Origin of the sequence: Methylorubrum populi (assembly GCF_002355515.1) — a bacterium.
Lineage (GTDB): Bacteria > Pseudomonadota > Alphaproteobacteria > Rhizobiales > Beijerinckiaceae > Methylobacterium > Methylobacterium populi_A.
Genome location: NZ_AP014809.1, coordinates 295,214 through 319,587, shown reverse-complemented (window position 1 = coordinate 319,587; position 24,374 = coordinate 295,214). Strand labels below are relative to the sequence as shown.

The following is a 24,374-nucleotide window of genomic DNA, read 5'->3' as shown; positions in this document are numbered from 1 at the left end:
GCCTCAGGTGTTCGTCGCGGTCGTGCGGCGGATTTCGTTGGCGAGCGGATGCAGGATGGCGGGATCGCTCGCGCCGACGAGGCTGTAGCCGAGCCCGTCCTGGGCCCAGGCGTAGCCGGTGGCCGCCCCCGTCCGATGCTCGCGCATCGGCGCGTCGCCCGGCTGGGCCATGGGCCGCATCAGCATGACGAGCCGCGTGCCGCGCGGGTCGTCGTACATCAGCAGGCCCGCCGGGCCGTGCTGCGTTGCGACGAGGCGCCCGCCCATCAGCCGGTAGCCGGAGGCGCTCAGGTCCGGCACGCCGACGCGGCGGTCGAGCCGGGTGGAGAACCAGCGGGCGAGTTCGTCACCGTCGCTCGCCGCGAGTTCGACCGGGCGGAGGCGGTCAGGGGCATAGACGGCGTAGTTCGCGCTCGCCTCCTGGGCCAGGGCATCGACGCCGGTCATGGGCGCCGACAGCGTGCCGCGCAGGCCCCAACCACCGAGGCCGCCAAGTGCCAGCAGCACGGCCGCGGCGGCCGCCTGCCAAGCCGGCAGACGCGGGCGCCGCCGCGCCGCGACGAGATGGGCGAGATTGAGTTGGGCCGGGACCGGCTCGGCGGTCACCGGCGCGAAGACGTCGCGCAAGGCGTCGCCGAGCCCGCGCATGCGCTCGACGCGACGGCCGAGATCGGGATGGCTGGCGAGGTACACCTCGACCTCGGCCCGGCGCGCCGCCTCCAGGCGGTCATCGATGAAGGCCTGGATGTCGTCCTCGGTGATTGGGCGCACGGTCACTTCACCCTCCTGAGCAGTGGGCGCGCGGCGGGGGCGGATGCGCGCTCCCCGTCCATGAATTGGATCATCCGGTCGCGGGCGCGGGCCAGGCGCGACATCACCGTCCCGATCGGGATGGCGAGCACCTGGGCCGCCTCGGCGTAGGAGAGCCCCTCCACACTCACGAGCAGCAGCACGCCGCGCTGCTCCTCGGGCAGCGCATCGAGCGCAGCCGTCAGGTCGCGCTGGAGCAGTCCCTCGTGCTGGTTCGGGGCAACCGCGAGGACCGCCTCCGGGGCGTCCTCGACGGGTAGGGACGTGCCGCGGCGGGCGCGCTGGCGCATCTGGCTCACGGCGAGATTGTGGAGGATGGCGTAGAGCCACGTGCGCACGTCGCCGTCCGCTCGGCGCTGAGGCCAGCGGCCGATGGCGCGCTCCAGGCAGTCCTGCACGAGATCGTCGGCATCGGTCGGATTGCGCAGAAGCGCGCGGGCATAGCGGCGAAGGGCCGGGATGAGCGGCTCGATGAGGCGGACCATATCGCTCACGGCCAGTCTCCTGACATGCGCGGACTTTCCTAGGCCGAGCCACCCGCAAAGGGCGCCCGGCAGCGGCATGGGAGCAGAGACGCCGTTTCTTGAGGTTTATTCCAAGGTCTCCGGGTTTTTTCTTCGTCGCACCGCATGCCCGGCGCGGAACGATGAGGCCGTAATTTTTTCGAGATGCGCCGGGAATTATCTGCGGAAAGCGGCGTCTGTCAGGTCGTCCCCGGGCCGAGCCCAGTGTTCGGTCAGCAATTCAAGGAGCCTGACATGCACAGCATCAAGCATAAAGCTCTCGCCCTTTTCGTCGCCGTCGGCGCTCTCGCCGTGGCCAGCGGCGGCGCCAGCGCGAAGACTATCGCGCCGGAGCGGGCTTGTTCGGTCCTCTGCACGTCCGCGCTCGCCTCCGCCTGGACGGCCGGCGCAGCGCCGCGCAACGACTTTTTCGAGACCGACACGGACTCGGCCAACGCCAACAACCCCGCCCTGCCGCCTTACGCCCGCGGCCGAGGACAAGAGACGGGCGGTCCCGCCCGGGAGCTGATCCCGAATTGAGAGAAGCACGATCGCCTGCGCCGACCCGTCAAGCTCGCTGTTCACCCCAGCAGTGGAACGACTGCTGGGGCGCGCTAGAGCCGGTCCCGCGCCGCTTGAGACGGGTTTGCGGGTAGCGCGTTGGTGGGTGAAGGAGTTTACTCATGCCTTCACCCCTGTCTGTAGACCTGCGCGAGCGTGTCGTGGCTGCCGTGGCGGCGGGGGCTTCCTGCCATCGCGCCGCAGCCCGCTTTTGGGTCAGCGTGTCGAGTGCCAGCCGCTGGTCGGAGCGCTTCCGCCACGAGGGCCAACTCGCCTCCAAGCCGATGGGCGGCGATCACACCTCGAAGCGAATAGAGGCGCATGCCGGGCTGATCCTGAGGATCTCCAAGCAGGAGCCGCGTCTTTTCCTGCGCGAGTTACGCGATCGGCTGGCTGAGCAGGGCATCCAGACCAGCACGAGCGGGCTGTCGCGCTTCTTTGCCCGCCACGGGATCAGCTGGAAAAAGGGGCAATGTACGCAGCTGAGCAGGAGCGCGCGGACCTAAGAGCTGCTCGCGAGGCGTGGTTCGAGGCACAGCCCGAGCTCGATCCGGATCGGCTGGTGTTCCTGGATGAGACGGCAGCTGCCACCAACATGGCGCGCCCCTATGGCTGGGCTCCGTGCGGTGAGCGCTGCCGGCTCGCAGCCCCGTTGGGCTGTCAAACAGCGTTGAACATCGACCCTGGATTGGAGTGGGCCCCTGACGGTGGGCACGATCAGGCGGCGGTTTTGACCGTCTGCCGGGTGTGCTGCTCCTCGAACTGCACGGGGCTCAGATAACCGAGCGCGGAGTGCAGGCGGCGGGTGTTATAGACCTCTTCGATGAAGTGCGGCAGCTCAGCCGCCACCTCGGCGAAGGTCTCGAACGCCATCGGGTATACCCCCTCGACCTTGAGCGTCTTCATGAAGCTCTCGGCCTTGGCGTTGTCGTAGGGATTGCCGCGCCGGCCCATCGAGCCGACGAGACCATGCTCGGCCAGCACCTTTCGATACGCCTCGGCAGCGTATTGACTGCCGCGGTCCGTGTGGTGGGTCAGTCCTGGCGCCGGCCGACGCCGCTCGATCGCCGCGCGCAGAGCAGCGATGGTCAGGCGGGCGTCGATCGACCGGCCGAGCGCGTAGCCGACCACCCGCCGCGACCAGGCATCCAGGATGATCGCGACGTAGACGAAGCCGCCCGTCACCGCGACGTAGGTCAGATCCGCGACCCAGAGCTGGTCGGGCCCGTCCGGCACGATGTCTCGGGCCAGGTTCGGGAAGATCGGGCTGTCGTGATCGCTGTCGGTGGTCGTGACGTAGCGGCGCCGGATGCGCGGTTGCAGGTCGTGCTCCCGCATGAGGCGGCGGACCTTCTTATAGTTCACCCGCCAGCCCTGCTGGCGCAGGGCCGCCTGGACGCGGCGCCAGCCGTAGGCTTCGAACGCGTCGCAGACCGCGGCCATGGCCTCGACGAGGGCGGTGTCGTCGGCAGCCCGCGTTGGGGCATCGTAGTAGGTAGAGCGCGCCAGACCCATCAGCCGGCATCCCGCGGCGACAGAGAGGCTGCCGGGCCGGTGATCACGGACATAGGCCCGCTTCGCGGCGGCGGTCCGTTGCGCAGAGCCCCCTTTAAAAACTCAAGCTCAAGCGCCTGCCGCCCGACGAGCCGTTCGAGCGCGGCGATGCGAGCCTCATAGGCCTGGATCGTGTCGGCGGCGGCCGCGTCGTCGTCGAACGCGCCCGTCTCGTACTTCTGCACCCAGACGCGCACGAGGTTACGCGAGAGATCGTGGCGCTTGGCCAAGCCGTGCAGGGTCTCGCCCGACAGGTACTCCTGCGCGACCTGACGCTTGAACGCGACGCTGTGGGAACGGTGTCGGGCCATGGTCTTCATCCTTCGAAGACCCAGCCAGCCGGTCAATCAGCCTTGTCCAATCCGTCCACCTCCAGCGGCCCACTCCATCAAGGGGTCAAAGTTGCACGCCGGAACACAATGGCGCCGAGGTCCAGCCGGATGCTCCCGGCTGCTGGATGCGTTCGCCACGTCAGGCACCTCAGACGACCGTGGTGATCGCGCCGGGCGGATGTGCCAGGAGTGTCGCGAGGAGGCTCAGCCCGTACCGCAAGGTCTCGGCGTCCGACGCCGCCCCCAGGGAGATACGGATCGCCTCGGGTGCTGGTCCGACGGAGAAGGCATCACTCACGACGACCGACAGCCCGAGCTGACGCGCATGCGCACCGAACTCTCCGCGACGCCATAGCTCCGGAAGCCGGAGCCAGAGATGATGCCCGTAGGGATGTGCCCGGACGGCGAGACCTTGCAGCGTCTCCCGGACAACCGCCTGCCGGAGGCCGTTCTCCTGCCGGATGGCGGCCACGATCGCATCGAGCTCGCCGTCCGCAATCCATTGCGAAGCGAGCGCGGCGGTGAGCGGCGAGGCCATCATGTTGATGGCCCGCAGTTCCGCAGCGAGCCGGACAGCCTCGTTGGTGCCCGGAACCGCGACGTAGGCGATGCGCAGGCCCGGGCTGACGCACTTGGACAGCGTCGCGACGTGCCAGGTGATATCCCCGGCGAGGGACGCGATGGGAGCAGGAGCATCCGGCGGCAACGCGCCGTACGCGTCGTCCTCAATGATCGCGACGCCGTGCGAGCGCGCGACCTCGGCGATCTGCTCACGACGGGCCATCGGCAGCGTCACGGTTGTCGGATTGTCGAGCGTCGGCACCACATACAGGGCTCTCGGTCGATCGGCTTTGCAGCTTTCGAGGAACGCTTCCGGGTCGAGTCCGTCCTCGTCGCAGGCCACCGGAACGAGGCGAATGCCACGGCGCTCGGCGGCCATGCGCAGACCGGGATAGGTCAGGGCAGGCACGCAGAGTGCATCTCCCGGCTTGAAAATGACGGCAAGCACGGCGGCGAGGACGACCTGGGCACCTCCTCCCACGAGGACGCGGTGCACCGGAAGAGGCCCGAGCCGTCGGCCGAGCCACTGCGCCGCCGCGGCCCGGTCAGCCATGTTCCCGGCGCTATCCTGGTACTGCATCCGGTCGAGAAAGCCCGGCGAACCGGCAAGGCGAGACAGGCCCGTCTCCATACGCTCCGCCAGACGCGCCACGATTGGCTGGGGCGGCATGTTCATGCTGAAGTCGACGCTCCCGGACGGGTCCGGCCTGCGTATTTCCGTGGGGTTGGGCGCGTGTCCACGAACGAAGCTGCCCCTGCCGGTCGTGGCATTGATCAAGCCCGTCCGGCGTGCCTCGTTGAAGGCGCGTGTGACTGTGGTGAGGTCGACATTGAGTTGCTTGGCCAGAGCACGCTGCGGCGGCAGTCGTGCGCCCGGCGGAAGGCGGCCGGAGCGGATGTCCTCGGCCAGCGCTTTGACGATGGCGCGGTATTTCGGCCCCGTGTCGCCAGAGATTGTCGGGCTCCATGTCTCCATCGTTGACCCCTGTGCTCGCAACGATGTATGCATACATGGTTCCTAAGGACCGTACGAGATCTGGTGTCGTAGATCAAACCTCGCATGACTAAATGAGCTGTGCCCGCATTGTATGGCTTTTTGTGCCATACATTTAGATCGTGCAAGGCGCAACTTTTGTGCCGCTCGATATTGCGGGTGGATCAGGAAAGTGGACGATGCAAAGGACGACCGATCAATCGATGCTGTCCGTCGGGCTGCGTTGCCGCTGTCCACGCTGCGGCGAAGGGCGCTTGTTCGATGGTTTTATCACCCTGAAGCCGCGCTGCGAGGCGTGCGGCCTTGACTACAGCTTCGCTGATCCAGCGGATGGGCCGGCCTTCTTCATCATGATGACGATGGCCTTCCCCGTCACAGCCTTCGGCATTTGGCTGGAATTGGCTTACGATCCGCCGCTCTGGATCCATGCGGTCGTGACACTCCCGCTGCTCCTGCTGGCCTGCGTGCCCGTCATCCGGCCGCTCAAGGGGCTCTTCGTCGCCAGCCAGTACATCAACAAGGCCGGAGAAGGCCGCCTCGCGGCTCCGGCAGCACCCAACGCGGGTCCGACGACCAGAAACTGATCTTATCGCTTCTCCGCGCGGGCCCGAATAGGCTCGCGCCAGCGGCGTGACTGTTTGCACCCCGTGCTGTTCTCAGGCCCTTGGTCCGGCACCCGTGCCACCCCATACCGGGATCGACGATCCGAACGACCGGCCGCTCACGCTCTTCGACTTTCGGATCCGACCTTTCCACGGCTCAATGCTGCCGCCGTGCCGTAGCATCCAATGTGGCCGGTCTTGAACAGGTCGATTCAGTCTTCAGTCCGCCCTGCAGTCACGCCAATTCCGGAAGGACCCGGTTCGGGTAGCCGCACCGTGGCAGCGGCCTGGGCGGCGAAGCCCTCAGCCCGCCCGACGAAGCCGAGCTTCTCCGTGGTCGTCGCCTTGATCGACACCGAGGCGATTGGCACGCCGGCCACCTCGGCGATGCGGGCGCGGATCGCTTCGCGGTGCTGGCCGATGCGCGGCGCCTCCGCCAGCACGGTCACGTCGAGATGGTCGATCTTGCCACCGCGCGCCCGCACCAATTCGCAGGCATGGGCTAGGAACTGGTCGGAGGCCGCCCCGCGCCACTTCTCGTCGGAGGGCGGGAAATGCGTGCCGATATCGCCGTCAGCGATGGCGCCGAGCAGCGCATCGGTGAGCGCGTGGAGGGCCACGTCGCCGTCGGAATGGGCGAGCACGCCGCGATCAGCCGGGATCTTCACGCCGCCGAGCCAGACATGGTCGCCCTCCGTGAAGGCGTGAACGTCGAAGCCGGTGCCGAGGCGAGTCACGAATTGTGTCAAATCAAATGCCTTCCAAGCGCGACACCGCCTTCTGTCGGCATTCGCAGATGATCTCGCCCGGTGTCGGAACGGATTGAAGAAGTTGCAACGGATCGCTGGAGCAAGCGCTCTGCCGAGAAGGTTTCCCTTCCATTCTCGGCGCGACCGGCGGTAGGCGACCGGCGAATGCTGTCGGTCCTCCCACCGGCCGCCAAGCAGGCTCTTTCGGCGTTGGTCAGGTGGCGGAACGCGCCCTTCCTCACATCACCGAGACGGAGGCCGCCGACCGCGACGCGCACGAGCCGAAGCACCTCGGCCCCGTTGAGCGCCATCATGCGTCGGATCTGACGGTTCCGGCCTGCGCTCAGGACGACTTCGAGCCAGGCGTTGCGCTCCCCGACACGCAGTGGTGCCACCGATTTAGCGGCAAGCCGCTCCCCATCATGCGCCGCGCCTTCTCGCAACCCGGTCAGCAAGGCCTCGTCCGGCCTGCGGTCGATCTGCACATGGTAGACCTTGTCGACGTTGGAGGCTGGATCGAGAAGACGATGCGCCCACCGCGTATCGTTGGTCATGAGCAGCAAGCCCTCACTCGCGCAGTCCAGTCGTCCGACCGGCGCGAGGAACGGCAAGTCGTGTCCCGCGAGACAGTCGTAGACCGTCTTGCGGCCTTGAGGGTCGCCATAGGTCGTGAGCAAGCCGCGCGGCTTGTTCAGCAGCAGGTAGACCTTTGCCGCGGAGACAAGCCGGCGGCCATCGACGCAGATCGTGGCGCGCTGGGGATCCACGCGCACGCCCGCATTGCGGACCACACGGCCGTCGACGCGGACCCGCCCGCTCTCGATCAGGACCTCCGCCAAGCGTCGTGAGCAAAAGCCGAATTTCGAGAGAACGCGCGGCAGACTGACGGGAGGGGGGCTCGAGTGAGCTGCGAACCTCCCCCGCGCGCGGTTCTGCGAGCCGGGAGTGGAAAGGGACATATCGAGCGCTTCAGCTTGTGAAGAATTGCTGCGTCCCGTGCGCCTCAATCGCGCTCGCGAGCCGGGCCAGCGCGTGAACGTAGGCTGCGCTTCGGAGAGTCAGGTTGCGCTCCTGCGCCAAGCGCCAGATGGCGTCGCCCTCACGCTCCATCGTCGTCCGCAAGCGCGCATGCACGTCGTCGATCGGCCAGTAGTAGCCCTGCCGGTTCTGGACCCACTCGAAGTACGAGGCCGTGACTCCGCCCGCATTCGCCAGGATGTCCGGCAGGACCACGATGCCGCGACGGCCGAGGATCGCATCAGCCTCCGGCGTCATGGGGCCGTTCGCCAGCTCGAGGACGACGCCGGCCTTGACCCGGGAGGCGTTGCCCTCGTGGATCATGTCCTCCAGGGCGGCCGGAACGAGCAGGTCGCAATCCACGGCGATGAGGTCGTCGCTCGCCAGAGCCGAGACGCCCGCGGAGCCGGCGATTGCCGTCACGCTGCCGCCCCGCTTCGCCGTGACGGCAGCGCGCGGATCGATGCCGTCCGAGCGATAGACCGCTCCGTGCGAGTCTGAGATCGCCACGATCTTGTGCCCATCCTCGGCAAAAAGGCGGGCGATGTGCTGTCCGGCGTTGCCGAAGCCTTGCACCGCGACACGCGCCCGAGACGGCAGGCCCAGACGCTCCTTGAGATGCCGGACCAGGTAGTAGCCGCCGCGTGCGGTGGCGTCCTCACGCCCGAGCGAGCCGCCGAGCGCCATCGGCTTGCCGGTGATCACGGCAGGGGCCGGCTGGCCGATGATCGAGGCGTATTCGTCGGCCATCCACCCCATGACCATGGAGTTCGTGTAGACGTCCGGCGCAGGGATGTCGCGGTCGGGCCCGATGACCTTGGCGAAGGCCTGGATGTAGGCTCGGGAAAGCCGCTCCAGCTCGGTTTTCGACAGGGTTCGAGGGTCGACGCGGACCGCACCCTTTCCACCGCCATAGGGCAGATCCATCACGGCGCATTTGAACGTCATCCAGAAGGCGAGCGTCTCCACTTCCTCCGCTGTCGCGTCTGGATGAAAGCGGATGCCCCCCTTCGTCGGACCGCGCGTGTCGTCGTAGCGGCAGCGCCAAGCCATGAACGATTTCCGTGACCCGTCATCCATGCGGATCATCAGTCGGACTTTGGTTGTCTCACGAGGGTACTTGAGCTTCTCCAACACATCCGCATCGAGATCGAGATGCCGCGCGGCATCGTCCAGGCGTACCAACGCCTGATCGAAGATCTTCGCATCCTGCATTTTCGGGATCCCCTTTTACTTTAGCTTCGCAAGCCTTTCAGGCCGCAAAATGTGCTCGATCAGTCTCGGGCGTTGACCCGATGCGCATTCTCTGGCCGGCCCAGCATCTCTTCGCCGGAAGGCGCTCTAGAGCTGTCGCTGTTCCTGGGCGAAGGCCCAGTCGAGCCAGGGGGTGAGCGCCGCGAGGTCGGAAGCCTCGACGATGGCCCCGCACCAGATCCGCAGGCCGGCCGGTGCATCGCGGTAGGCGCCGAAGTCGAAGGCGACGCCCTCTTTCTCCAGGCGGCTGACGATGCCGGCGGCGACGGTCTTGACCACGTCGTCGCCCTTGGCGAGCACGTCCGGGTCGGTGATCACGAGGCAGACGCCCGTGTTCGAGTAGGTCGCCGGATCCACCGCGAGGTGGCCGATCCAAGGGGTGCGCGCCACCCAGTCATGGATCACCCGGGCATTGGCGTCCGCCCGCGCATGGAGCGCGTCGAGGCCGCCGATGCTCTGCGCCCATTTCAGGGTGTCGAGGTAGTCCTCGACCGCCAGCATCGAGGGCGTGTTGATGGTGTCGCCCTTGAAGATGCCCTCGATCAGCTTGCCGCCCTTGGTCAGGCGGAACACCTTCGGGATCGGCCAGGCCGGCGTGTGGCTCTCCAGGCGCGCGACGGCGCGCGGCGAGAGGATCAGCATGCCGTGCGCGGCCTCGCCGCCCATCACCTTCTGCCAGGAATAGGTGACGACATCGAGCTTGTCCCAGGGCAGCGGCATCGCGAAGGCGGCCGAGGTCGCATCGCAGATGGTGACGCCCGCGCGGTCGTCGGCGATCCAGTCGCTGTGCGGGACCTTCACGCCGGCGGTGGTGCCGTTCCAGGTGAAGACGATGTCGTTGTTCTTCGTGTCGATCGCGTCGAGCTTGGGCAGGATGCCGTGCTCGCCGACATGCACGATCGGATCGATCTTGAGTTCCTTGAGCGCGTCGGTGACCCACTCGGCGCCGAAGGAATCCCAGGCCATGACCTCGACGGTCTTGGGGCCGAGCATCGACCACATCGCCATCTCGACGGCGCCGGTATCGGAGCCGGGAACGATGCCGATGCGGTAGTCGGCGGGAATGCGCAGGACCTTGCGGGTGAGTTCGATGGCCTGGGCGAGCTTGGCCTTGCCGGCGACCGAGCGGTGCGAGCGGCCGAGCGCCGCGCCGGAGAGGGCATCGAGGCTCCAGCCGGGACGCTTGGTCGTGGGGCCGGACGAAAAGTAAGGCACGCGCGGGCGCGCGGCGGGGCGATCCGGCATGGCATCCGGCCGGCCGATCCCGGCGAGAACGTTGCCGGCATTGCCGGAGGCTTGGCCCGAAGAGAGGTCACAGCACGAATGCATTAGTTTGCCTCGATTGCGAGACGCGATGCCTCGTTACCTGACCGGATCGCGCCCTCCATGCAGGCTGGCAGGCCTGTGTCGGTCCAGTCACCGGCGATGAAGAGGTTCCGCAACCTCGTTCGACTCTGCGCGCGGCTGCGGGCCCCCGCGGGCGTGGCCGCGAATGTTGCCCGCTTCTCGCGGATGATCCGCCAGGATGGAGGAGTGGCCGCGAAGTCGCTGCGATAGGGACGCGAGACGGCGCCGATTTCGGTCCAGACACGTTGAGCCAGATCGCAGGAGGCTGTGCCAACCAAATCGGTACCGCTGATCGTCACCGAGATGCGATCGGAATAGGTGAAGATCCAATCCGACAATCCGTTCACGACACCCATCATGCGTGGCATTTCGGCCGGACCGCGCGCACGGAAGTGCACATTGACGATTCCTCGATCTTCCGGCGGGACCCTCAATTCGGGCATGACACTGGACGCGGCCTTCGGAGTGACCGCAAGGATCACCCGATCACCTGATTTCAGCCGCGTCGTCTCTTGCTCGAATACAAGACCAGCGACGTCGTTATCGTCGAAGATGAAGCGACGGAGGCGATTGTTGTAGCGGAATACCGCACCTCGCTCCTTCAAGTACTTCAGCGCCGGATCGATGAAGGCCGTCGAAAGCCCCTTGGTGGTGATGAGAGGTTTGCATGCGCGTCCGCCCGCGCCGACAGTTTCCCGCAGCACATTCGCTGCGATGACGGCGTCCGCATCCCGCGGATCGATGTTGAGCGCGGCCAGAAGGACAGGGCGCCATAACCGCTCGTAGAGCAGCCCCTCGCAGGCGAGGACATCCGATACCTTCGTGCCAGGTTCCGCCGAAAGGAGATGGAGGATCGATGCGTAGTCGGCGACGTGGCTTCCCGGAACGCGTCGGCGCGAATCCAGCACCCACCACGGAACACGGCTGCGGTTGAGACGCAGCGTCCACCGTAGTCCGGCTGCGAGATCGACGAACGGAAATTCGGCCTTTTCTTGTTCGACGACGGCATTGCTGCTGCCGATCCGGCTCAGGAAGGCAACCGTCGCGCGGTTACCGGAAAGGCCGAGATGATTGCCGTTGTCGATCGTCATCCCGAGCTGCGGATCGTGATAGGATCTGCAGCGGCCACCGGCATGGCCGGCAGCCTCGTGGATGATCACCGGATATCCGGCATCGACGAGATCGACGGCCGCGCAGAGCCCGGACAGGCCGGCGCCCACGATGTGAACGGCGTTCGACAATGCGTCGCTACCGAACGAGCACGTTGCGGAACTGCCAGGGGTCGCTCGGGTCGATGTCCTCCGGGAACAGGCCGGGACGGTCGGTGAGCGGGGTCCAATCAGTGTACACGCCTACGACCGGGCCGAGATACGGCGTCTGCACTTCCAGGCAGCGGCGGAAGTCGATCTCGTCGGCCTCGACGATGCCGGCCTCCGGGTTCTCCAAGGCCCAGACCATGCCGGCGAGCACGGCGCTCGTCACCTGAAGGCCGGTCGCGTTCTGGTAGGGGGCGATCCGCCGGGTCTCCTCGATGGAGAGCTGCGAGCCGTACCAGTAGGCGTTCTTCTTGTGGCCGTAGAGGAGGACGCCGAGTTCGTCGATGCCGTCGACGATCTCGTTCTCGTCGAGGATGTGCTGGTGCTCCTGCACCTTGCCGGCATTGCCCCACATCTCGTGCAGCGACAGCACGGCGTCGTTGGCGGGGTGGTAGGCGTAGTGGCAGGTCGGGCGATAGACCGCTTCGCCGTTCTCGCGCACCGTGTAGTAGTCCGCGATCGAGATCGCCTCGTTGTGGGTCACGAGGAAGCCGAACTGCGCCTGCGCGGTCGGGGTCCAGGAGCGCACGCGGGTGTCGGCGCCGGGCTGAAGCAGGAAGATCGCGCAGCGCGAGCCCTTGGTCTGCTCCTGGGCATTGGCGGGCTTCCAGGTCTCGTGCGTGCCCCAGCCGAGCTCGGCCGGCTGGTTGCCCTCGGAGACGAAGCCCTCGACCGACCAGGTGTTGACGAACACGCCCTGGGGCTTGGGGTTCTTGGCGCGCTGGGTGTCGCGCTCGGCGATGTGGATGCCCTTGACGCCGAGTTCGCGCATCAGCGCGGCCCATTCCTCGCGGGTCTTCGGCTCAGGGGTCGAGGAGCCGGTGTCCTTGGCGACGTTGAGCAGCGCCTGCTTGACGAACCACGAGACCATGCCAGGGTTTGCACCGCAGCAGGAGACGGCGGTCGTGCCGCCGGGCGCGGCGCGGCGGGCGGCGAGGATGTTCTCGCGCAGCGCGTAGTTGGTGCGGTCGGCCTGGCTCAGGTCCTTGTCGAAGTAGAAGCCGGTCCAGGGCTCGGCGACCGTGTCGATGTAGAGCGCACCGAGTTCGCGGCAGAGTTCGAGAATGTCGCGCGAGGAGGTGTCGACGGAGAGATTCACGCAGAAGCCCTGGCCGCCGCCCTCGGTGAGGAGCGGGGTGAGGACATCGCGGTAGTTCTCCTTCGTCAGCGCGACCTTCTCGAAGCGCAGGCCGTGCTTGTCGGCCAGATCCTTATGGGTGTCGACGGGGTCGATGACCGTGAAGCGGCTCTTGTCGTACTCGAAATGCCGCTCGATCAGGGGCAGGGTGCCCCGGCCGATCGAGCCGAAACCGATCATCACGATCGGGCCGGTGATGCGACCGTGGACGGGCCAACGGTTCTCAGTCATCATTCAAGGTCCTGTGGGGGTGAGGTTTTTGCAAAGCTGCGGCCGCGATTGTGCGGCCGGCGTTAGAGCTAATCGGCGGCCGGCACGGGCTGGGAAGATCAGCGGAGAAAACGATCGAATGGCCTGGGCGGCAAGGCGTCATCCGTGCACCGTGTCGGTCCGACATCTGCGATTTCGACGAAGTGCTCGCGTCCCGTGGCATTGTCGCGAAACGGCATGCGGTCCCCTCTCCTGAGACCGAGCATCGCAACTCCGAGCGGACTCGCCGCAGAGATTTCCTCTTCCGAGGCGATCACGCGGCTTGGATACACAAGACGACGCGCATGGACCGTCGGCTCATCGTCGAGCCGATAGCTCACTCGACAAGTGACGGTAATGACATCTCCGAGCGGCGGGGAAGCGCCAAAAGATACCGCAAGTTCGAGTTTTGAAAGAAGAAAGTCAGCATCAGGATCGCCGCGCTGATACGCAGCAAGACCAAATGCGACGAGACGATCGAAGTCGTAGGTTGGAAGCGTAATCGGAGCAAGTTTCCGAACAGCGCCCATTCTGACACCTCACAGCATGACCGCTCCGCACGGCCAAGCCGCGCAGAGTGGCTGACGGCGCAGCCCGTTCGGGACCTGCGCGTCGGAAAGGACGAAGTGCTGGAGATCTATCCCTGGAGCGGGCCGCGCCTTGTCAGGCCGGCCAAGCGCCAGGGCTTAAGAGCCTGCTTGCAGGCTGCCCGCACGCCCTAGAAGGCGAATGCTTTGGAGACGGTTCGGCATAATCTAACGGAGCATAGGCTAAGCCATGCGGCTGTCAAGTAGGCCAAGAGAGATGTTTCTGCGGTGCCGGATCACCCCAATTGTCTTGTGCCAGCGAATTGACAAGATCATCAACTTCGCTGATGCTTCGAAAATCATGTGCAACCCTATCACCCTCAACCGTGTCCTGCTTCGGGCAGGTAGCCTGATCGCAGGCGAGTAGCCCCGGGCCGGCGGCGCATCGGCGCGCGCAGAGCTCGGGGATTGCGCGAGGGTTTCGCCGAGCCACTGTCGGCGGCTGCGGCAAGAGCGCGTGGCGACCACCACACCAAATTTTTCGTTCGACATGTGAAGCGAACGCGTCCTTCGCGTCGACAAACATGCGCTGGCTGCCGGATAGGCAGCTCTGATGCAGTAGCGGAGCGGGATCTATGGATGCCCCTGAGCGCGATCCGGAGCTTCGTCCTACGGGCGACGCAGGTGAGACGGCGACGAAACGAGAACAGTCCACCCCCTTGCACGACGTAGCACCGCGTTCACGCACCGTGCTTCCGTTTTCGCGCAGAAATTACCCGTATTCGCCGAGCTCAGCAAAAAGCGAAAATGATCTCCTGCTTCCTCCAGAAGTCGAGGACGATCCAGGCCCGAGTGCAGCGTAGTACGACAACGACCTAAATAGGATCAAAGAAGTTGACAAAATTTTCCCTCGCTGCGGCGAAGCCGCGCATCAAGATGACGGCCGACGACCACGAACGTTTGTCGCGACTGGCGGCAAGCGCCATGGATCGCGCGCCGGAAGTCGTTTCATATCTTTCGGACGAACTTGACCGGGTTCAGATCGTCCGGGGCGGGGCCGCTCAAGGCGATTTCGCACGCATGGGCAGCCGGGTGGACTTCCGCGACAATTCGACGGGCAGGATGCAATCCGTGACGCTAGTCTACCCTGGAGAGGCTGACATCGAGCAGGGCAAGGTTTCCATCCTGACCCCGATTGGCGCAGCCCTGATCGGCTTGAGCAAGGGTCAGTCCATCGATTGGGCCACTCGGACGGGCGAGACCCGACGCCTGACCGTGCTCGCGGTCCGCGAGGCCGCCTTCGCCTGAAACGGCGTGTGGATCGGCTTTATCGACGAACGATCCTGCGTGTCCTGTTCCAGCCCGACGCGGTAGCCCTCGGTGGCGAGTGCGTCCGCGTCCGCGATCGGCATGCGAACGCATAGCCCCGCGTGATGGGCTCGGCGGTACGTCTAGACGCGACAGGACTGCGTGAAGTTCTGGCCATCCGCTTCGACCGAGCGGCGGCGCCTGGATCTCCAGGCATTTCACTGACCGGGACACCGATGCTCAGCTTCGAGCAGTGTTCGACTCGGCTACACTTGGGCCCGCTTCGATGGAGCGAGCGGACCTTGCACTCATGTGCGTGCGAAGGTCCCCTAATGGCGCATCCCAGACATTCTGTCAGGTGTCAGTCGAAGTCTGCTTTAGGAATACCGCCGACGTAATCGTATTCGGCACGAAGCCGAGTGTACGTTTTGACGCTGTGCTCAGGTAGGCAAGTCTCATCAGCACGTTTCAAGCCATCATTTTCGCACCATCGGATTGCGGCTGACGCTTCAGTTCCGGTTGAGCCGCTCAGAGGCGAGCCATTTCCGGTTTGACGAGTGCCACGATAAGTTGCTACGAAAGTTCGGGCAAGTGCGAGCAAAAGCCATTTATCTGCAATGGGCTAAGGCGCCCGGCGGCGAATCCCCCCTCTCCGCCAAGCACCCCCTCAAGTGCCTGATCTTCCAGAAGTCGTTGCACGATAAGGCTTTCTATATCCGCCTGTTGTACACACAGGTGGTACACAGTGCCTCTCCCGATGCCCCGATCCTTCAAGCATCAGTCCGGCGTCTACTACCTCCGCAGGCGCGTGCCGGCCGACCTGGTGAAGCTCGTCGGCAAGACCGAGGAGAAGGTCTCGCTCGGGGCCAAGGACCCAGCATTGGCCTGCTGCCGGTTTCACGGACACCCGGTTTAGGTGTGATGGTTGGAGGATCGCGTTGATCCGCGCGTGCTTGGTCCAGCCGTGGAAGTGCTCGGTGAGCCGGTAGCTCGTCGCCGCGTAGGGGAACTCCTCCGAGGTGCCGAGATCGGCCAGATCGTCCTTGAAGATGCGGGCGGCGGGCGCCCCCTTGACCTTCGGGAAGACGACGTTGGCGACCGGTGACTCGAACGGCTCGTAATGCGTCGGGAACGGCCCGTCGCGCATGAGCCCGCGGGTCCACAGGCGGGCGACGCCCTCCTGGTTCAGGATGAACGGGCCCATGCCCTTGTCGGGGGCGACGGTGGCGCCGTAGTCCGGCACGTCGAAGCCGACCCACTGCTTGCCGTTCCACTCGATGAGCTTCTTCTTCTCCGACCACGGCTTTCCGTCCGGATCGCACGAGGCGCGGTTGTAGAGGACGCGCCGGTTGGCCGGCCACGCGAAGGCCCAGTTCGGGGCGATGCCGCGGTTGCCGGGATCGGTGTTGTCCCGGCGGGCCATCATGTTGCCCTTCTCGGTGTAGCAGCCGGAATAGATCCAGCAGCCGCACGCGGTCGAGCCGTCGTCCTTGAGCTGCGCGAAGCCGTCGACCTGCCGGCCGGCCGGAATCGTCGCGCCGGTCGCGTCTTGGATCGGGGCCAGCGTGTAGCCGTTCAGCTCACGCGCCAGTTCGACCGCCGTCGGCGACTCGTCGATGGCGTAGTTCCAGGTCAGGTTGACGATCGGATCGGGGAAGGCGCCCCCGCCCTTCTGGTACATCGCCTTCATGCGCAGGAAGAGGCCGGACATGATCTCGATGTCCGAGCGGCACTCGCCCGGCGGCTCCTGCGCCTGCCAGTGCCATTGCAGCCAGCGCGACGAGTTCGAGAGCGAGCCCTCCTCCTCGGCGAACAACGTCGTCGGCAGCTCGAAGACCTCGGTCTGAATCTTCGAGGGATCGACGTCGTTGTACTCGCCGTGGTTCTCCCAGAAGCGCGCCGTCTCGGTCTGAAGCGGATCCATGACCACGAGGAACTTCATCTTGGCGAAGGCCTCGGTCATCTTGGCCCTGTTGGGGAACGACAGCAGGGGGTTGAAGCCCTGGATAACGTAGCCCGTCATCTTGCCCTGCTTGGCCAGCTCGAAGCCGCGCAGAACGTCGTAGGTCGGCACGTCGAGCTTGGGCAGGTAATCGTAGGCCCAGTCGTTCTCCTTGGTGGCGTGATCGCCCCACATCGACTTCTGGAACGATACGAAGAACTTGTTGTAGTTCTGCCAGTAGCTCATCTGCCCGGGGCGAAGCGGCTTGAACTGCCGCTTGGCGATGTAGCTCGCGTAGTCCGGCTCCTTCTCGATGGGGATGTTGAGATAGCCGGGGATGAGGTTGCTCATCAGTCCGATATCGGTCAGCCCCTGGATGTTGGAATGGCCGCGCAGGGCGTTCATGCCGCCGCCCAGCATTCCGATATTGCCCAGCAGCGTCTGCACGATGCACATCGAGCGGATGTTCTGCGAGCCCTTGGAGTGGTGCGTCCAGCCGAGCGCGTAGAGCGAGGTCATCGTCTTCTCGGGCGACGACGTCTCCGCGATCATCTGGCAGACCTTGAGGAAGGTCTCCTTGGGCGAGCCGCAGACCCGCTCCACCATCTCGGGCGTGTAGACGGCGATGTGCTTCTTCAGAAGCTGCATCACGCAGCGGGGATGCTGCAGGGTCTCGTCGACCACCGCGTAGCCGTCCGGCCCGATCTCGTAGTCCCAGGTGCTCTTGTCGTAGTCGCGCTTGTCCTCCGAGTAACCTGAGAACAGGCCCTCGTTGAAGTCGAAGCCCTCCTTCACGACGAAAGCCGCGTTGGTATAGGCCGCTAAGTAGCGGTGCTGGAGCTTGTCGTTGTCAATCAGATACTTGGCGACGCCGGATAGGAACGCGATGTCGCTCCCCTGCCGGATCGGGCAGTAGAGGTCCGCCACCGAGGCGGTGCGGGTGAAGCGAGGATCGATGACGATGAGCTTGGCATTGTTATGCGCCTTGGCTTCCACCACCCACTTGAATCCGCAGGGGTGAGCCTCGGCGGCATTGCCGCCCATCACGGTGATGAGGTCCGCGTGCTTGATGTCCATCCAGAGGTTGGTCATCGCACCGCGGCCGAAGGAGGGCGCCAAACTGGCGACCGAAGGACCGTGTCAAACCCTGGCCTGATTATCGAAGACCAGGGCCCCCATGCTTCGGACCGTCTTGTAGGTCAGCCACGCCGTCTCGTTGGTGGTGGCCGAGGCGCCGAGGAAGCCGGTGGTGGTCCAGCGGTTGACCGTCAGGTCGCCGTTCTTGGCCACGAAGTTTTGGTCGCGGTCCTCCTTCAGGAGCGTCGCGATCCGGTCGAGTGCGAAGTCCCAGGAGACGCGCTTGAACTCGGACGAGCCGGGCGCGCGGTGCATCGGGTACTTGGTGCGGGTCTCGGAACGGACGAAGTCGAGCAGCGACGAGCCCTTGGGGCAGAGCGTGCCGCGGTTGACCGGATGATCCGGATCGCCCTCGACATGCATCACCGCCGAGCGGGCATTCTTCGAGTGGTCGCCGAGGCTGTAGAGAATGACGCCGCAGGCCACCGAGCAATAGGGGCAGGTATTCCGGGTCTCGCGCATCTGCGCGAGCTTGAAGGGCCGCACGGCGGCGGCAGCGGCGGGCTGGAGGTCACCGAAGCCGAGGGCGCCGAGCGTCCCCCCGGCCAAGCCGACGCCGATGCCTTTCAGCAATCCGCGCCGGGATACCTGCACCGTCATCTCTCGCGTCCTCGTTGGAGATATTCTTAGTCTAAGATGCTCGCAGGAACCTGCTCCTGAGGCAAGTGCCGATGCGAGGCTCCGTACCGGCATCTTTCGCCGCAGAGCAGCGCGGGCGTCCTACTTCGTCGGCGAAGCGGGGTTCTGTCCGGACGGGTTCGGCGTGCGGTGCTCCAGAGGCTGCTGCGGGTCGGTGCCGTTGCCGCCGCTCTCGCCGGCCTTCGATACCGGACGGTCGCCGTTCATCTTCGTCGATTGGCCGCCGGGATCGGATGCGTCCTTGCCCGCGGATTGCTCCCGCGGGACCGGGGCTTGGCTCCAGCCGTCATTGGCGGAGCGGCTTTTGTCGCCCATCACGTCCTGACCCTTGATCGCGCCGGGCTCCGCTCGGGCGGGGGCGGACGCGATGGCGAGCAGGGCGAGGGCGGACAGGATCGCGAGGGAACGGGAGAGCGAGGGCATCGGACAGTTCCGGCTCTGGACGAGACAATGGCCGAGTAACGTCAGGTGCCAACCGTAGTTCCGGAAATAATCTTCCGAAGCGGCCGGTCGCTTAATGGGCATGTGGCAGGCCCGTGCCCTCACCGTCGCGATCAGATCTTCGAGAGCCGAAGCAGCCGGAGACCGGCATCGACCGGTCCGCGAGCAATGATGGGAAGCGAACGCGTGATGCGTGAACTCCTCGACTGTGTAACAGTGGATCGCGTTGGCGGGCAGACCGACCTCGACCAATATACGGTCGTATCAAAGACTTTGTGTGAGAGTATTTACCTGTGCAGGTCGATGACCCAGTTAAACTTGAATCGATGCATGTATCAATAGTATCGTGAATGAGGCTGATTATTTTATTTTTGATATATTTCTAACTGCGTGATTATTCTATGATACACAAATCTCTGTCGATAAGTGTTAGTAATCGCTCGCGCCCCGGCTCGAAATTCCGACACGGTGTGACCTCGGCGCACGGCTGATCGCCCGCGCTGCGATCTTTGGCGTTTACTGGGGTCTGGTCGGCCTATGTCCCCGACCGGCGTAGACCCGTCTCGCGATCGCCCCGGCCAAAGCCATCATCTTCGCCGCCGCCATGCGTCTCCGCATGTTGCTGTTCCGCCTCGTGCACGCGGCGGAGTCACACAGCCGGTTTCGGCGGGACATCGGCCCGATCCTCGACCTGTTCGGTGCGCGTGCGCCTCACCGATCGATCGGGATGCCTCCACGGCCTGAACGGCAGATCCCAAGCCACGTTCTCCGCTGAGCGATCGAGCCCAACCCGGCTTGTTTCCACTCAGATCGCCCCGGTGGATGGCGAAGATCGGCCCGGCGCGGCCTCGTCCCATTCGCGGTCTCGCTCACGCAAAAGCTCGGCATGCGCCGTTTCCGCCCGCGCATCGCCCGCAGCATTTGCCTCGTGCGCCGTCGTCGACGACGGAGTGTGCTGCGGCGCCGGCCGGAGCGCGCGAACGAAAGCCGCAACGATTCCGTCGAGATCTGCGTCCGACACTCGGAGCACTCGGGCGGCTTCCGCGCGTCGCATCAAGGCAAGATCAGCCCAATTCGGCCCGTCGGAGCCGTATCGCTCCATCAGAGGCGGGATGAGACGAAGCGCATCCGCCGGCACGGTGCGAAGGCGGGTCAAGCGCCGCCGATCCGTCGAATGCTGGTCGTGCATCGTTCTCGCACCCGGGAGGAGCCGGGCCAGTTCGTCGAGGATGTGGGCTCGGATCGCAGCGAGACGCACCGGTCCGATCTTGCGCACCGCCGCGAGGTCCGCCGGGGCGGCGCGCGCCAGGGCCGCCATATCTGCGAGGCCGGCCTTGCGGAGGCGAGCCCGCAGCGCGGCCGTCAGGAGGCCGCGTCCGAAGCCGCCGAGAGCGAGGCGTTCGATAACCGCGTCGGACAGGTCGTCGAACAGCGGCAGCTGCGCCGATGCCGCGTCGAAGAGGGTCTGAGGAGGCGGCATGGCGGCTAGCGTTCGGCGCGGCGCTTGCCCGTCGCATCGTGCTCCGGGTCGGAGCCATGAAAAGGGCAAAGGCCGCCGGCTGTCGATGGCCAGCGCCGGCAAATCCGCCGGTCGCGCACCGGGAGCGACGGTCCTCACGTCTTGCCGGCAGACCGCAACAGAGCGCCTCGACGTCGCACGCTCTCGCGCGACCGTCATCCGCCCCGAAGCCCGCCGGCCGCCCTCGACGACTATCGCGGAGAGCCGGTCCAAGCAGCGCTGGAACCGGATTGGTGTCCGGTCATGAGCCGGGGAGGCAGGGAGCAAGGTCGCAACGGCTCCCGATTGCCGCCGGCCTCCGGGGCACGTTGCCCGGTCCGAGATCGGCGGCGCCAACCGGCGGCCGCCGTTTCCGGATCCGGAAGAGAAGCCGGATTCCGGCGACCACGCCGACTTCCGTCGCGACGAGCGCGACCGAGACCCAGAAGCCGACCTCGACCGGATCATACGCGCTCTCGCGAAGGAGATGGCCGAGCGTCAGGAACGGCGTGTTCCACAGCAGGATGCCGATCGCCGCCGCGGGGACGAACGCGGCGGGCCGCAGCTTGAGCACACCGGCCGGCAGAGCAAGATAGATCCGTGCGACGGGAACGGTCTGCCCGATCAGCGTCACCCGAAAGCGGTTCTCGCGGTACGCGGCGGCGAGACGCTCGTAGGTGCGGGGCCGGAGAAACACGTACTTGCCGAACCGGGCGACTGCGGCCCGAACCCTTCGCTCGCCCAGCCAGCGTCCGACCCCGTACCATCCGAGCGAGGCGGCGAGAGAGCCCGTCGCGGTCGCGAGGAGGGCCGGAAGCAGCATCGCGGCATCCGTCACGGTCATGCCGAGCAGCATCAGCATCACGTAGGACGGGATGATCGGCACGAACTTCTCAGCGAAGGCGATGCCGAACATTCCCGGAAGGCCGAGACCGAGGAAGAACGCGATGAGATCGGAGGATGCCATTGCGCTCACGCGTCCATCGTCCGACGCCGCGAGAGCCGATAGACGGAGGCCGGCGGGATGTTTCGAACCGTCCGGCCGATGAGGATCGCCTCCAGATCGAGCTCCTCAAGGAGCGTGTCGGGGACCGAGCAGCGCCCGCCATAGGTATAGAGGAAGAAGGCGCCGTCCGGCCGCAGGAAGCGGAACGCACCCCGAAGGATCTCGGCGACCTTGCGCTGCTCCATGTTCAGAATGCCCAGGCCGCACACCATGGCACCGATCGAGGCTTCCTGGAAGAGCACGTGGCGGTTGAGCGCCGCCGCATCCATCCAAAGGACCCGGGCCTGCGGGAAGCGCATCTGGAGCAGACGCGCGAAATCGGATCCGTACTCGACGAGCGTCAGATCCTGCTCCGGGACACCCCGCTCGATGAGGGCATGGGTGATGACGCCGGTCCCGGGCCCGAGTTCGATTACCGGACCGGTCGCGGACGAAATCTCCTGCGTGATCAGCGAGGCGAGCGCACGGCCCGAGGGCGCGACCGAGGCGACGCTCCGGGGATTGCGGATCCACTCGCGGAGGAACGGCACCATGTCGGCGATGGAAGGGCCGAACCCGCGTGCCCGGTTCGCTGCAGGCGCATTGAGGGCAGTATAATTATCGATGTGCATTCTCAACCCCAGATGAACAGTGCCGTAACTAGCCTCTACGCTTGGCACTGCCGTGATTGACTGGGTCTCACATCTGCCTGTAGGCAATCTGTCGCCGGAAGATCTGCAGAAGATTTTAGAAAAAGACGTCATCGCGCCGTTTCTGCAAGGCTGCCGACAGGCAACTGCGATAGACTCGCGCTCGCAGGGTCTCGCTCTCGCATGCGGGGCCCCACGAGGATCGTCCATGCGTGTTTTGTTGGTGGAAGACGAGCCGGAGATGGCCTCCGCCCTGCGGACGGTGCTCGCGCGCCACGACATGATCGTCGATCATGCGGCCGACCTGCGTGAAGCCGAGGAGATGGCGGCGGCCTGCAGTCACGACGTTCTCGTCATCGACCGCCAGTTGCCGGACGGCGACGGGCTCTCTCTCATCCCGACGCTGCGTGCCGGCGGCAACCGCGTGCCCGTGCTCGTGCTCACGGTGCGGAGCGAGATCGCCGACCGCGTGATGGGGCTCGACCACGGAGCGGACGATTATCTCGCCAAGCCATTTGCCTTCGAGGAGTTGCTGGCGCGGCTGCGGGCGCTCCTGCGCCGTCCGGCAAACGTGCAGGCGGAAGTCGTTCGGGCGGGCCGGCTGTCCTTCGACGTCCCCAACCGCGAGGCCAGCATCGAGGGCAGGGTGCTCGAACTGACGCGGCGCGAGACCCTCGTTCTGGAGGCGCTGCTGAGACGGGTCGGGCGCATGGTCCCCCGCGCCGTGCTGATGGAGGCCGTGTTCGCGCTGGACGATGAGGTTCAGCCCAACGCGTTCGACACACAGGTCTCGCGTCTGCGCCGCAAGCTCGCGGATGCGGAAAGCGGCGTGATCGTCAACGGCGTGCGCGGCGTCGGCTATCTCCTGCGAGAGGAGGTTCCGTGAGCATCCGGCACCCGCGCTCGCTCAAATGGCGTCTCGTCACCTGGGTCGCCGCGGCCCAGGGGGCGATGTTCGCGTTGTTGATCCTGGCCATGACCGGCGTGATCGGCGCGCTGTGGATGCGAGGTTCGATCAGCAGCGGCATCTACGAGCGCAGCACGATCGAAGCCCTCACTGAGGCGGTCGGCCGCGGCTCACACGGTGAATTGATCCTGCGGCCGACGCCGGAGCTCGAACGGCTGCGGCGCGAGATCCAGGGATTCTGGTTCATCGTCCGGGACAGCCAGGGTCGGGAAGTCACCGAAGGGCAGGTTCCCGCCGAATTGACGCCACTGATGAAAGGTCTCGATACGGTGGAGAGCGCGGTTCTGCGAGGGAATCGTGGCGACGACGGGCCGTCCCTCGCCATCGTGCAATGGATCGATACGGCGGCAGGCCGTGTCCAGATGCTGACGGGCGGTCAGGGCCGCCTCCTGCTGCACCAGGTCGTGGCCGCCTTCCTGCCCATGCTGTACCTGACCCTGCTCATCATCGGACTGATGACGGCGGCAACCTTTCTCGTCACACCGTTCGTCGTCCAACGTGCGCTGGCGGGGCTGGGACGGGTGGCCGACGAGGCGCAACGGATCGACATCACCCGCAGCGGCACGCGCCTGCCGGCCGTCGGCGTGCCCGTCGAGATCGTTCCGCTGGTCAACGCCGTCAACGGTGCCCTGGCCCGGCTCGACAGGGGCTACGAGGGTCACAAGCGGTTCCTGGCCGACGCCGCTCACGAGCTCCGCACCCCGATCGCGATCCTGACGACGCGCATTTCCGCGCTACAGCCGGGCCCGGAAAAGATCCGCCTGCTCGAAGACACGACCCGGCTGACGGTGCTGACCGGCCAGCTCCTCGATCTACAGCGTCTCGACCGGGAGCAGGCATCCTTCGCCCCCGTCGACCTCGTCGCGCTGGCCGAGCGATCCGTCCTCGATCTCGCACCGCTCGCCTTCACGGCCGGATACGAGATGTCGTTCGAGGCCGAGACCGGCGAAATCAGGGTCGATGGCGATGAGACTGCGCTCGACCGCGCGCTGATGAACCTGATCCAGAACGCGATCGACCACGGTGGCCGGCGCGGCACCATCGCTGTCCGCGTCGCCAAGGCGGGCTGGATCGAGGTCTGCGACGATGGCGACGGAATCCCACCGGATCAGAGGGAGCAAATCTTCGAGCCGTTCCATCGCCTTCGGCAAGGAGGTCGGGGCGCCGGTCTCGGGCTCGATCTCGTTCAGCGGATCATGCGCCTGCACGGGGGGCGGGTGGAGGTCGTGACCGGCCCTTCGGACGGAGCCTGCGTCCGGTTGGTCTTCCCGCGGGATCGGCAGAGCTGAACAC

General features: G+C 65.8%; 18 protein-coding genes and 6 pseudogenes. 8 read left to right on the top strand and 16 right to left on the bottom strand.

Translation table 11 applies throughout. The features are described 5' to 3' along the window. Nucleotides 1–3: 3 nt before the first annotated feature. Together MPPM_RS01435 and MPPM_RS01430 are read right to left on the bottom strand one after the other, a co-directional pair. Nucleotides 4–771, bottom strand: a complete 768-nt coding sequence (locus MPPM_RS01435; RefSeq protein ID WP_096487664.1) for an anti-sigma factor family protein — start codon at nt 769–771, stop codon at nt 4–6. A gap of 2 nt (nt 772–773) precedes the next feature. Beyond that, nucleotides 774–1,304: an RNA polymerase sigma factor gene (locus MPPM_RS01430; RefSeq protein WP_096483231.1), complete on the bottom strand. Its 531-nt coding sequence runs from the start codon at nt 1,302–1,304 to the stop codon at nt 774–776. A gap of 264 nt (nt 1,305–1,568) precedes the next feature. On the opposite strand from MPPM_RS01430, the gene MPPM_RS01425 reads away from it, so the two are divergent. Both MPPM_RS01425 and MPPM_RS01420 read left to right on the top strand, forming a co-directional pair. Continuing rightward, nucleotides 1,569–1,853, top strand: a complete 285-nt coding sequence (locus MPPM_RS01425) for a hypothetical protein (RefSeq protein WP_096487663.1) — start codon at nt 1,569–1,571, stop codon at nt 1,851–1,853. 143 nt (nt 1,854–1,996) lie between these two features. Continuing rightward, nucleotides 1,997–2,532 (top strand): annotated as a pseudogene (locus MPPM_RS01420) (IS630 family transposase); the annotation flags it as partial. Nucleotides 2,533–2,591: 59 nt separating this feature from the next. Here the strand turns inward: MPPM_RS01420 and MPPM_RS01415 are convergent. The 3 genes and pseudogenes from MPPM_RS01415 to MPPM_RS01405 all read right to left on the bottom strand — a co-directional run. Then, nucleotides 2,592–3,398: pseudogene (locus tag MPPM_RS01415) on the bottom strand (IS3 family transposase); the annotation flags it as partial. Further along, nucleotides 3,389–3,739: a transposase gene (locus tag MPPM_RS01410; RefSeq protein ID WP_096487662.1), complete on the bottom strand. Its 351-nt coding sequence runs from the start codon at nt 3,737–3,739 to the stop codon at nt 3,389–3,391. The pseudogene MPPM_RS01415 and the gene MPPM_RS01410, both read right to left, overlap by 10 nt. 169 nt (nt 3,740–3,908) lie before the next feature. Then, nucleotides 3,909–5,297, bottom strand: a complete 1,389-nt coding sequence (locus MPPM_RS01405) for an aminotransferase-like domain-containing protein (protein WP_096483226.1) — start codon at nt 5,295–5,297, stop codon at nt 3,909–3,911. Between the two features lie 197 nt (nt 5,298–5,494). On the opposite strand from MPPM_RS01405, the gene MPPM_RS01400 reads away from it, so the two are divergent. Then, nucleotides 5,495–5,899 (top strand): DUF983 domain-containing protein, encoded by a 405-nt coding sequence (locus MPPM_RS01400; RefSeq protein WP_056499003.1) that lies wholly within the window; start codon nt 5,495–5,497, stop codon nt 5,897–5,899. Nucleotides 5,900–6,129: 230 nt separating this feature from the next. On the opposite strand, the pseudogene ispF reads toward MPPM_RS01400, so the two are convergent. The 7 genes and pseudogenes from ispF to MPPM_RS01365 all read right to left on the bottom strand — a co-directional run. Continuing rightward, nucleotides 6,130–6,666 (bottom strand): annotated as a pseudogene (gene ispF / locus MPPM_RS01395) (2-C-methyl-D-erythritol 2,4-cyclodiphosphate synthase); the annotation flags it as partial. A 191-nt stretch (nt 6,667–6,857) separates the two neighbouring features. Next, nucleotides 6,858–7,625 (bottom strand): annotated as a pseudogene (locus tag MPPM_RS01390) (pseudouridine synthase); the annotation flags it as partial. 10 nt (nt 7,626–7,635) lie between these two features. Then, entirely contained in the window at nt 7,636–8,898 is a 1,263-nt protein-coding gene (locus MPPM_RS01385) for a Glu/Leu/Phe/Val family dehydrogenase (RefSeq protein ID WP_096483220.1), read from the bottom strand. Between the two features lie 126 nt (nt 8,899–9,024). Further along, nucleotides 9,025–10,182 (bottom strand): phosphoserine transaminase, encoded by a 1,158-nt coding sequence (locus MPPM_RS01380; RefSeq protein WP_096487661.1) that lies wholly within the window; start codon nt 10,180–10,182, stop codon nt 9,025–9,027. Nucleotides 10,183–10,265: 83 nt separating this feature from the next. After that, on the bottom strand, nt 10,266–11,525 hold the full coding sequence (gene hpnE, locus MPPM_RS01375) for a hydroxysqualene dehydroxylase HpnE (protein WP_096483218.1): 1,260 nt from the start codon (nt 11,523–11,525) through the stop codon (nt 10,266–10,268). 7 nt (nt 11,526–11,532) lie between these two features. Further along, the gene (locus MPPM_RS01370) at nt 11,533–12,969 is read right to left on the bottom strand and encodes a homospermidine synthase (RefSeq protein WP_096487660.1); all 1,437 of its coding nucleotides are present in this window, start codon (nt 12,967–12,969) and stop codon (nt 11,533–11,535) included. 98 nt (nt 12,970–13,067) lie between these two features. Beyond that, nucleotides 13,068–13,517: a GreA/GreB family elongation factor gene (locus tag MPPM_RS01365; RefSeq protein ID WP_096483216.1), complete on the bottom strand. Its 450-nt coding sequence runs from the start codon at nt 13,515–13,517 to the stop codon at nt 13,068–13,070. Nucleotides 13,518–14,408: 891 nt separating this feature from the next. Here MPPM_RS01365 and rnk point away from each other — a divergent pair. Then, nucleotides 14,409–14,822 (top strand): nucleoside diphosphate kinase regulator, encoded by a 414-nt coding sequence (rnk, locus tag MPPM_RS01360; protein WP_096483214.1) that lies wholly within the window; start codon nt 14,409–14,411, stop codon nt 14,820–14,822. A 901-nt stretch (nt 14,823–15,723) separates the two neighbouring features. On the opposite strand, the pseudogene fdnG reads toward rnk, so the two are convergent. Both fdnG and MPPM_RS01345 read right to left on the bottom strand, forming a co-directional pair. Then, nucleotides 15,724–18,501 (bottom strand): annotated as a pseudogene (fdnG, locus tag MPPM_RS01355) (formate dehydrogenase-N subunit alpha); the annotation flags it as partial. Nucleotides 18,502–18,621: 120 nt separating this feature from the next. Then, complete coding sequence (locus MPPM_RS01345) at nt 18,622–18,963, bottom strand: hypothetical protein (protein ID WP_096483209.1); 342 nt, start codon at nt 18,961–18,963, stop codon at nt 18,622–18,624. Between the two features lie 457 nt (nt 18,964–19,420). Between MPPM_RS01345 and MPPM_RS28765 the strand changes: the two are divergent. After that, nucleotides 19,421–19,627 (top strand): annotated as a pseudogene (locus MPPM_RS28765) (DUF6691 family protein); the annotation flags it as partial. Between the two features lie 240 nt (nt 19,628–19,867). Then, complete coding sequence (locus MPPM_RS27715) at nt 19,868–20,470, top strand: hypothetical protein (RefSeq protein WP_157914069.1); 603 nt, start codon at nt 19,868–19,870, stop codon at nt 20,468–20,470. A gap of 271 nt (nt 20,471–20,741) precedes the next feature. Here the strand turns inward: MPPM_RS27715 and MPPM_RS01330 are convergent, their stop codons facing one another. Both MPPM_RS01330 and MPPM_RS01325 read right to left on the bottom strand, forming a co-directional pair. Then, on the bottom strand, nt 20,742–21,446 hold the full coding sequence (locus MPPM_RS01330; protein WP_096483204.1) for a DedA family protein: 705 nt from the start codon (nt 21,444–21,446) through the stop codon (nt 20,742–20,744). A gap of 5 nt (nt 21,447–21,451) precedes the next feature. After that, the gene (locus MPPM_RS01325) at nt 21,452–22,096 is read right to left on the bottom strand and encodes a class I SAM-dependent methyltransferase (protein ID WP_096483202.1); all 645 of its coding nucleotides are present in this window, start codon (nt 22,094–22,096) and stop codon (nt 21,452–21,454) included. A 226-nt stretch (nt 22,097–22,322) separates the two neighbouring features. On the opposite strand from MPPM_RS01325, the gene MPPM_RS01320 reads away from it, so the two are divergent. Beyond that, nucleotides 22,323–23,000, top strand: coding sequence for a response regulator transcription factor (locus MPPM_RS01320; protein WP_096483200.1), 678 nt, complete (start codon nt 22,323–22,325; stop codon nt 22,998–23,000). After that, entirely contained in the window at nt 22,997–24,370 is a 1,374-nt protein-coding gene (locus MPPM_RS01315) for a sensor histidine kinase (protein ID WP_244573444.1), read from the top strand. The genes MPPM_RS01320 and MPPM_RS01315 overlap by 4 nt, the downstream gene beginning before the upstream one ends. Nucleotides 24,371–24,374: the final 4 nt, after the last annotated feature.

Bases quoted from the DNA above. Each gene is read 5' to 3' on its own strand.
- MPPM_RS01410 (WP_096487662.1), bottom strand. From the start codon at position 3,739: ATGGCCCGACACCGTTCCCACAGCGTCGCGTTCAAGCGTCAGGTCGCG.
- MPPM_RS01330 (WP_096483204.1), bottom strand. From the start codon at position 21,446: ATGGCATCCTCCGATCTCATCGCGTTCTTCCTCGGTCTCGGCCTTCCG.
- MPPM_RS01385 (WP_096483220.1), bottom strand. From the start codon at position 8,898: ATGCAGGATGCGAAGATCTTCGATCAGGCGTTGGTACGCCTGGACGAT.
- MPPM_RS01400 (WP_056499003.1), top strand. From the start codon at position 5,495: ATGCAAAGGACGACCGATCAATCGATGCTGTCCGTCGGGCTGCGTTGC.
- MPPM_RS27715 (WP_157914069.1), top strand. From the start codon at position 19,868: ATGCGCCGTTTCCGCCCGCGCATCGCCCGCAGCATTTGCCTCGTGCGC.
- MPPM_RS01380 (WP_096487661.1), bottom strand. From the start codon at position 10,182: ATGCCGGATCGCCCCGCCGCGCGCCCGCGCGTGCCTTACTTTTCGTCC.
- MPPM_RS01320 (WP_096483200.1), top strand. From the start codon at position 22,323: ATGCGTGTTTTGTTGGTGGAAGACGAGCCGGAGATGGCCTCCGCCCTG.
- MPPM_RS01405 (WP_096483226.1), bottom strand. From the start codon at position 5,297: ATGGAGACATGGAGCCCGACAATCTCTGGCGACACGGGGCCGAAATAC.
- MPPM_RS01370 (WP_096487660.1), bottom strand. From the start codon at position 12,969: ATGACTGAGAACCGTTGGCCCGTCCACGGTCGCATCACCGGCCCGATC.
- MPPM_RS01345 (WP_096483209.1), bottom strand. From the start codon at position 18,963: ATGCCCTCGCTCTCCCGTTCCCTCGCGATCCTGTCCGCCCTCGCCCTG.
- MPPM_RS01425 (WP_096487663.1), top strand. From the start codon at position 1,569: ATGCACAGCATCAAGCATAAAGCTCTCGCCCTTTTCGTCGCCGTCGGC.
- MPPM_RS01325 (WP_096483202.1), bottom strand. From the start codon at position 22,096: ATGCACATCGATAATTATACTGCCCTCAATGCGCCTGCAGCGAACCGG.
- MPPM_RS01365 (WP_096483216.1), bottom strand. From the start codon at position 13,517: ATGGGCGCTGTTCGGAAACTTGCTCCGATTACGCTTCCAACCTACGAC.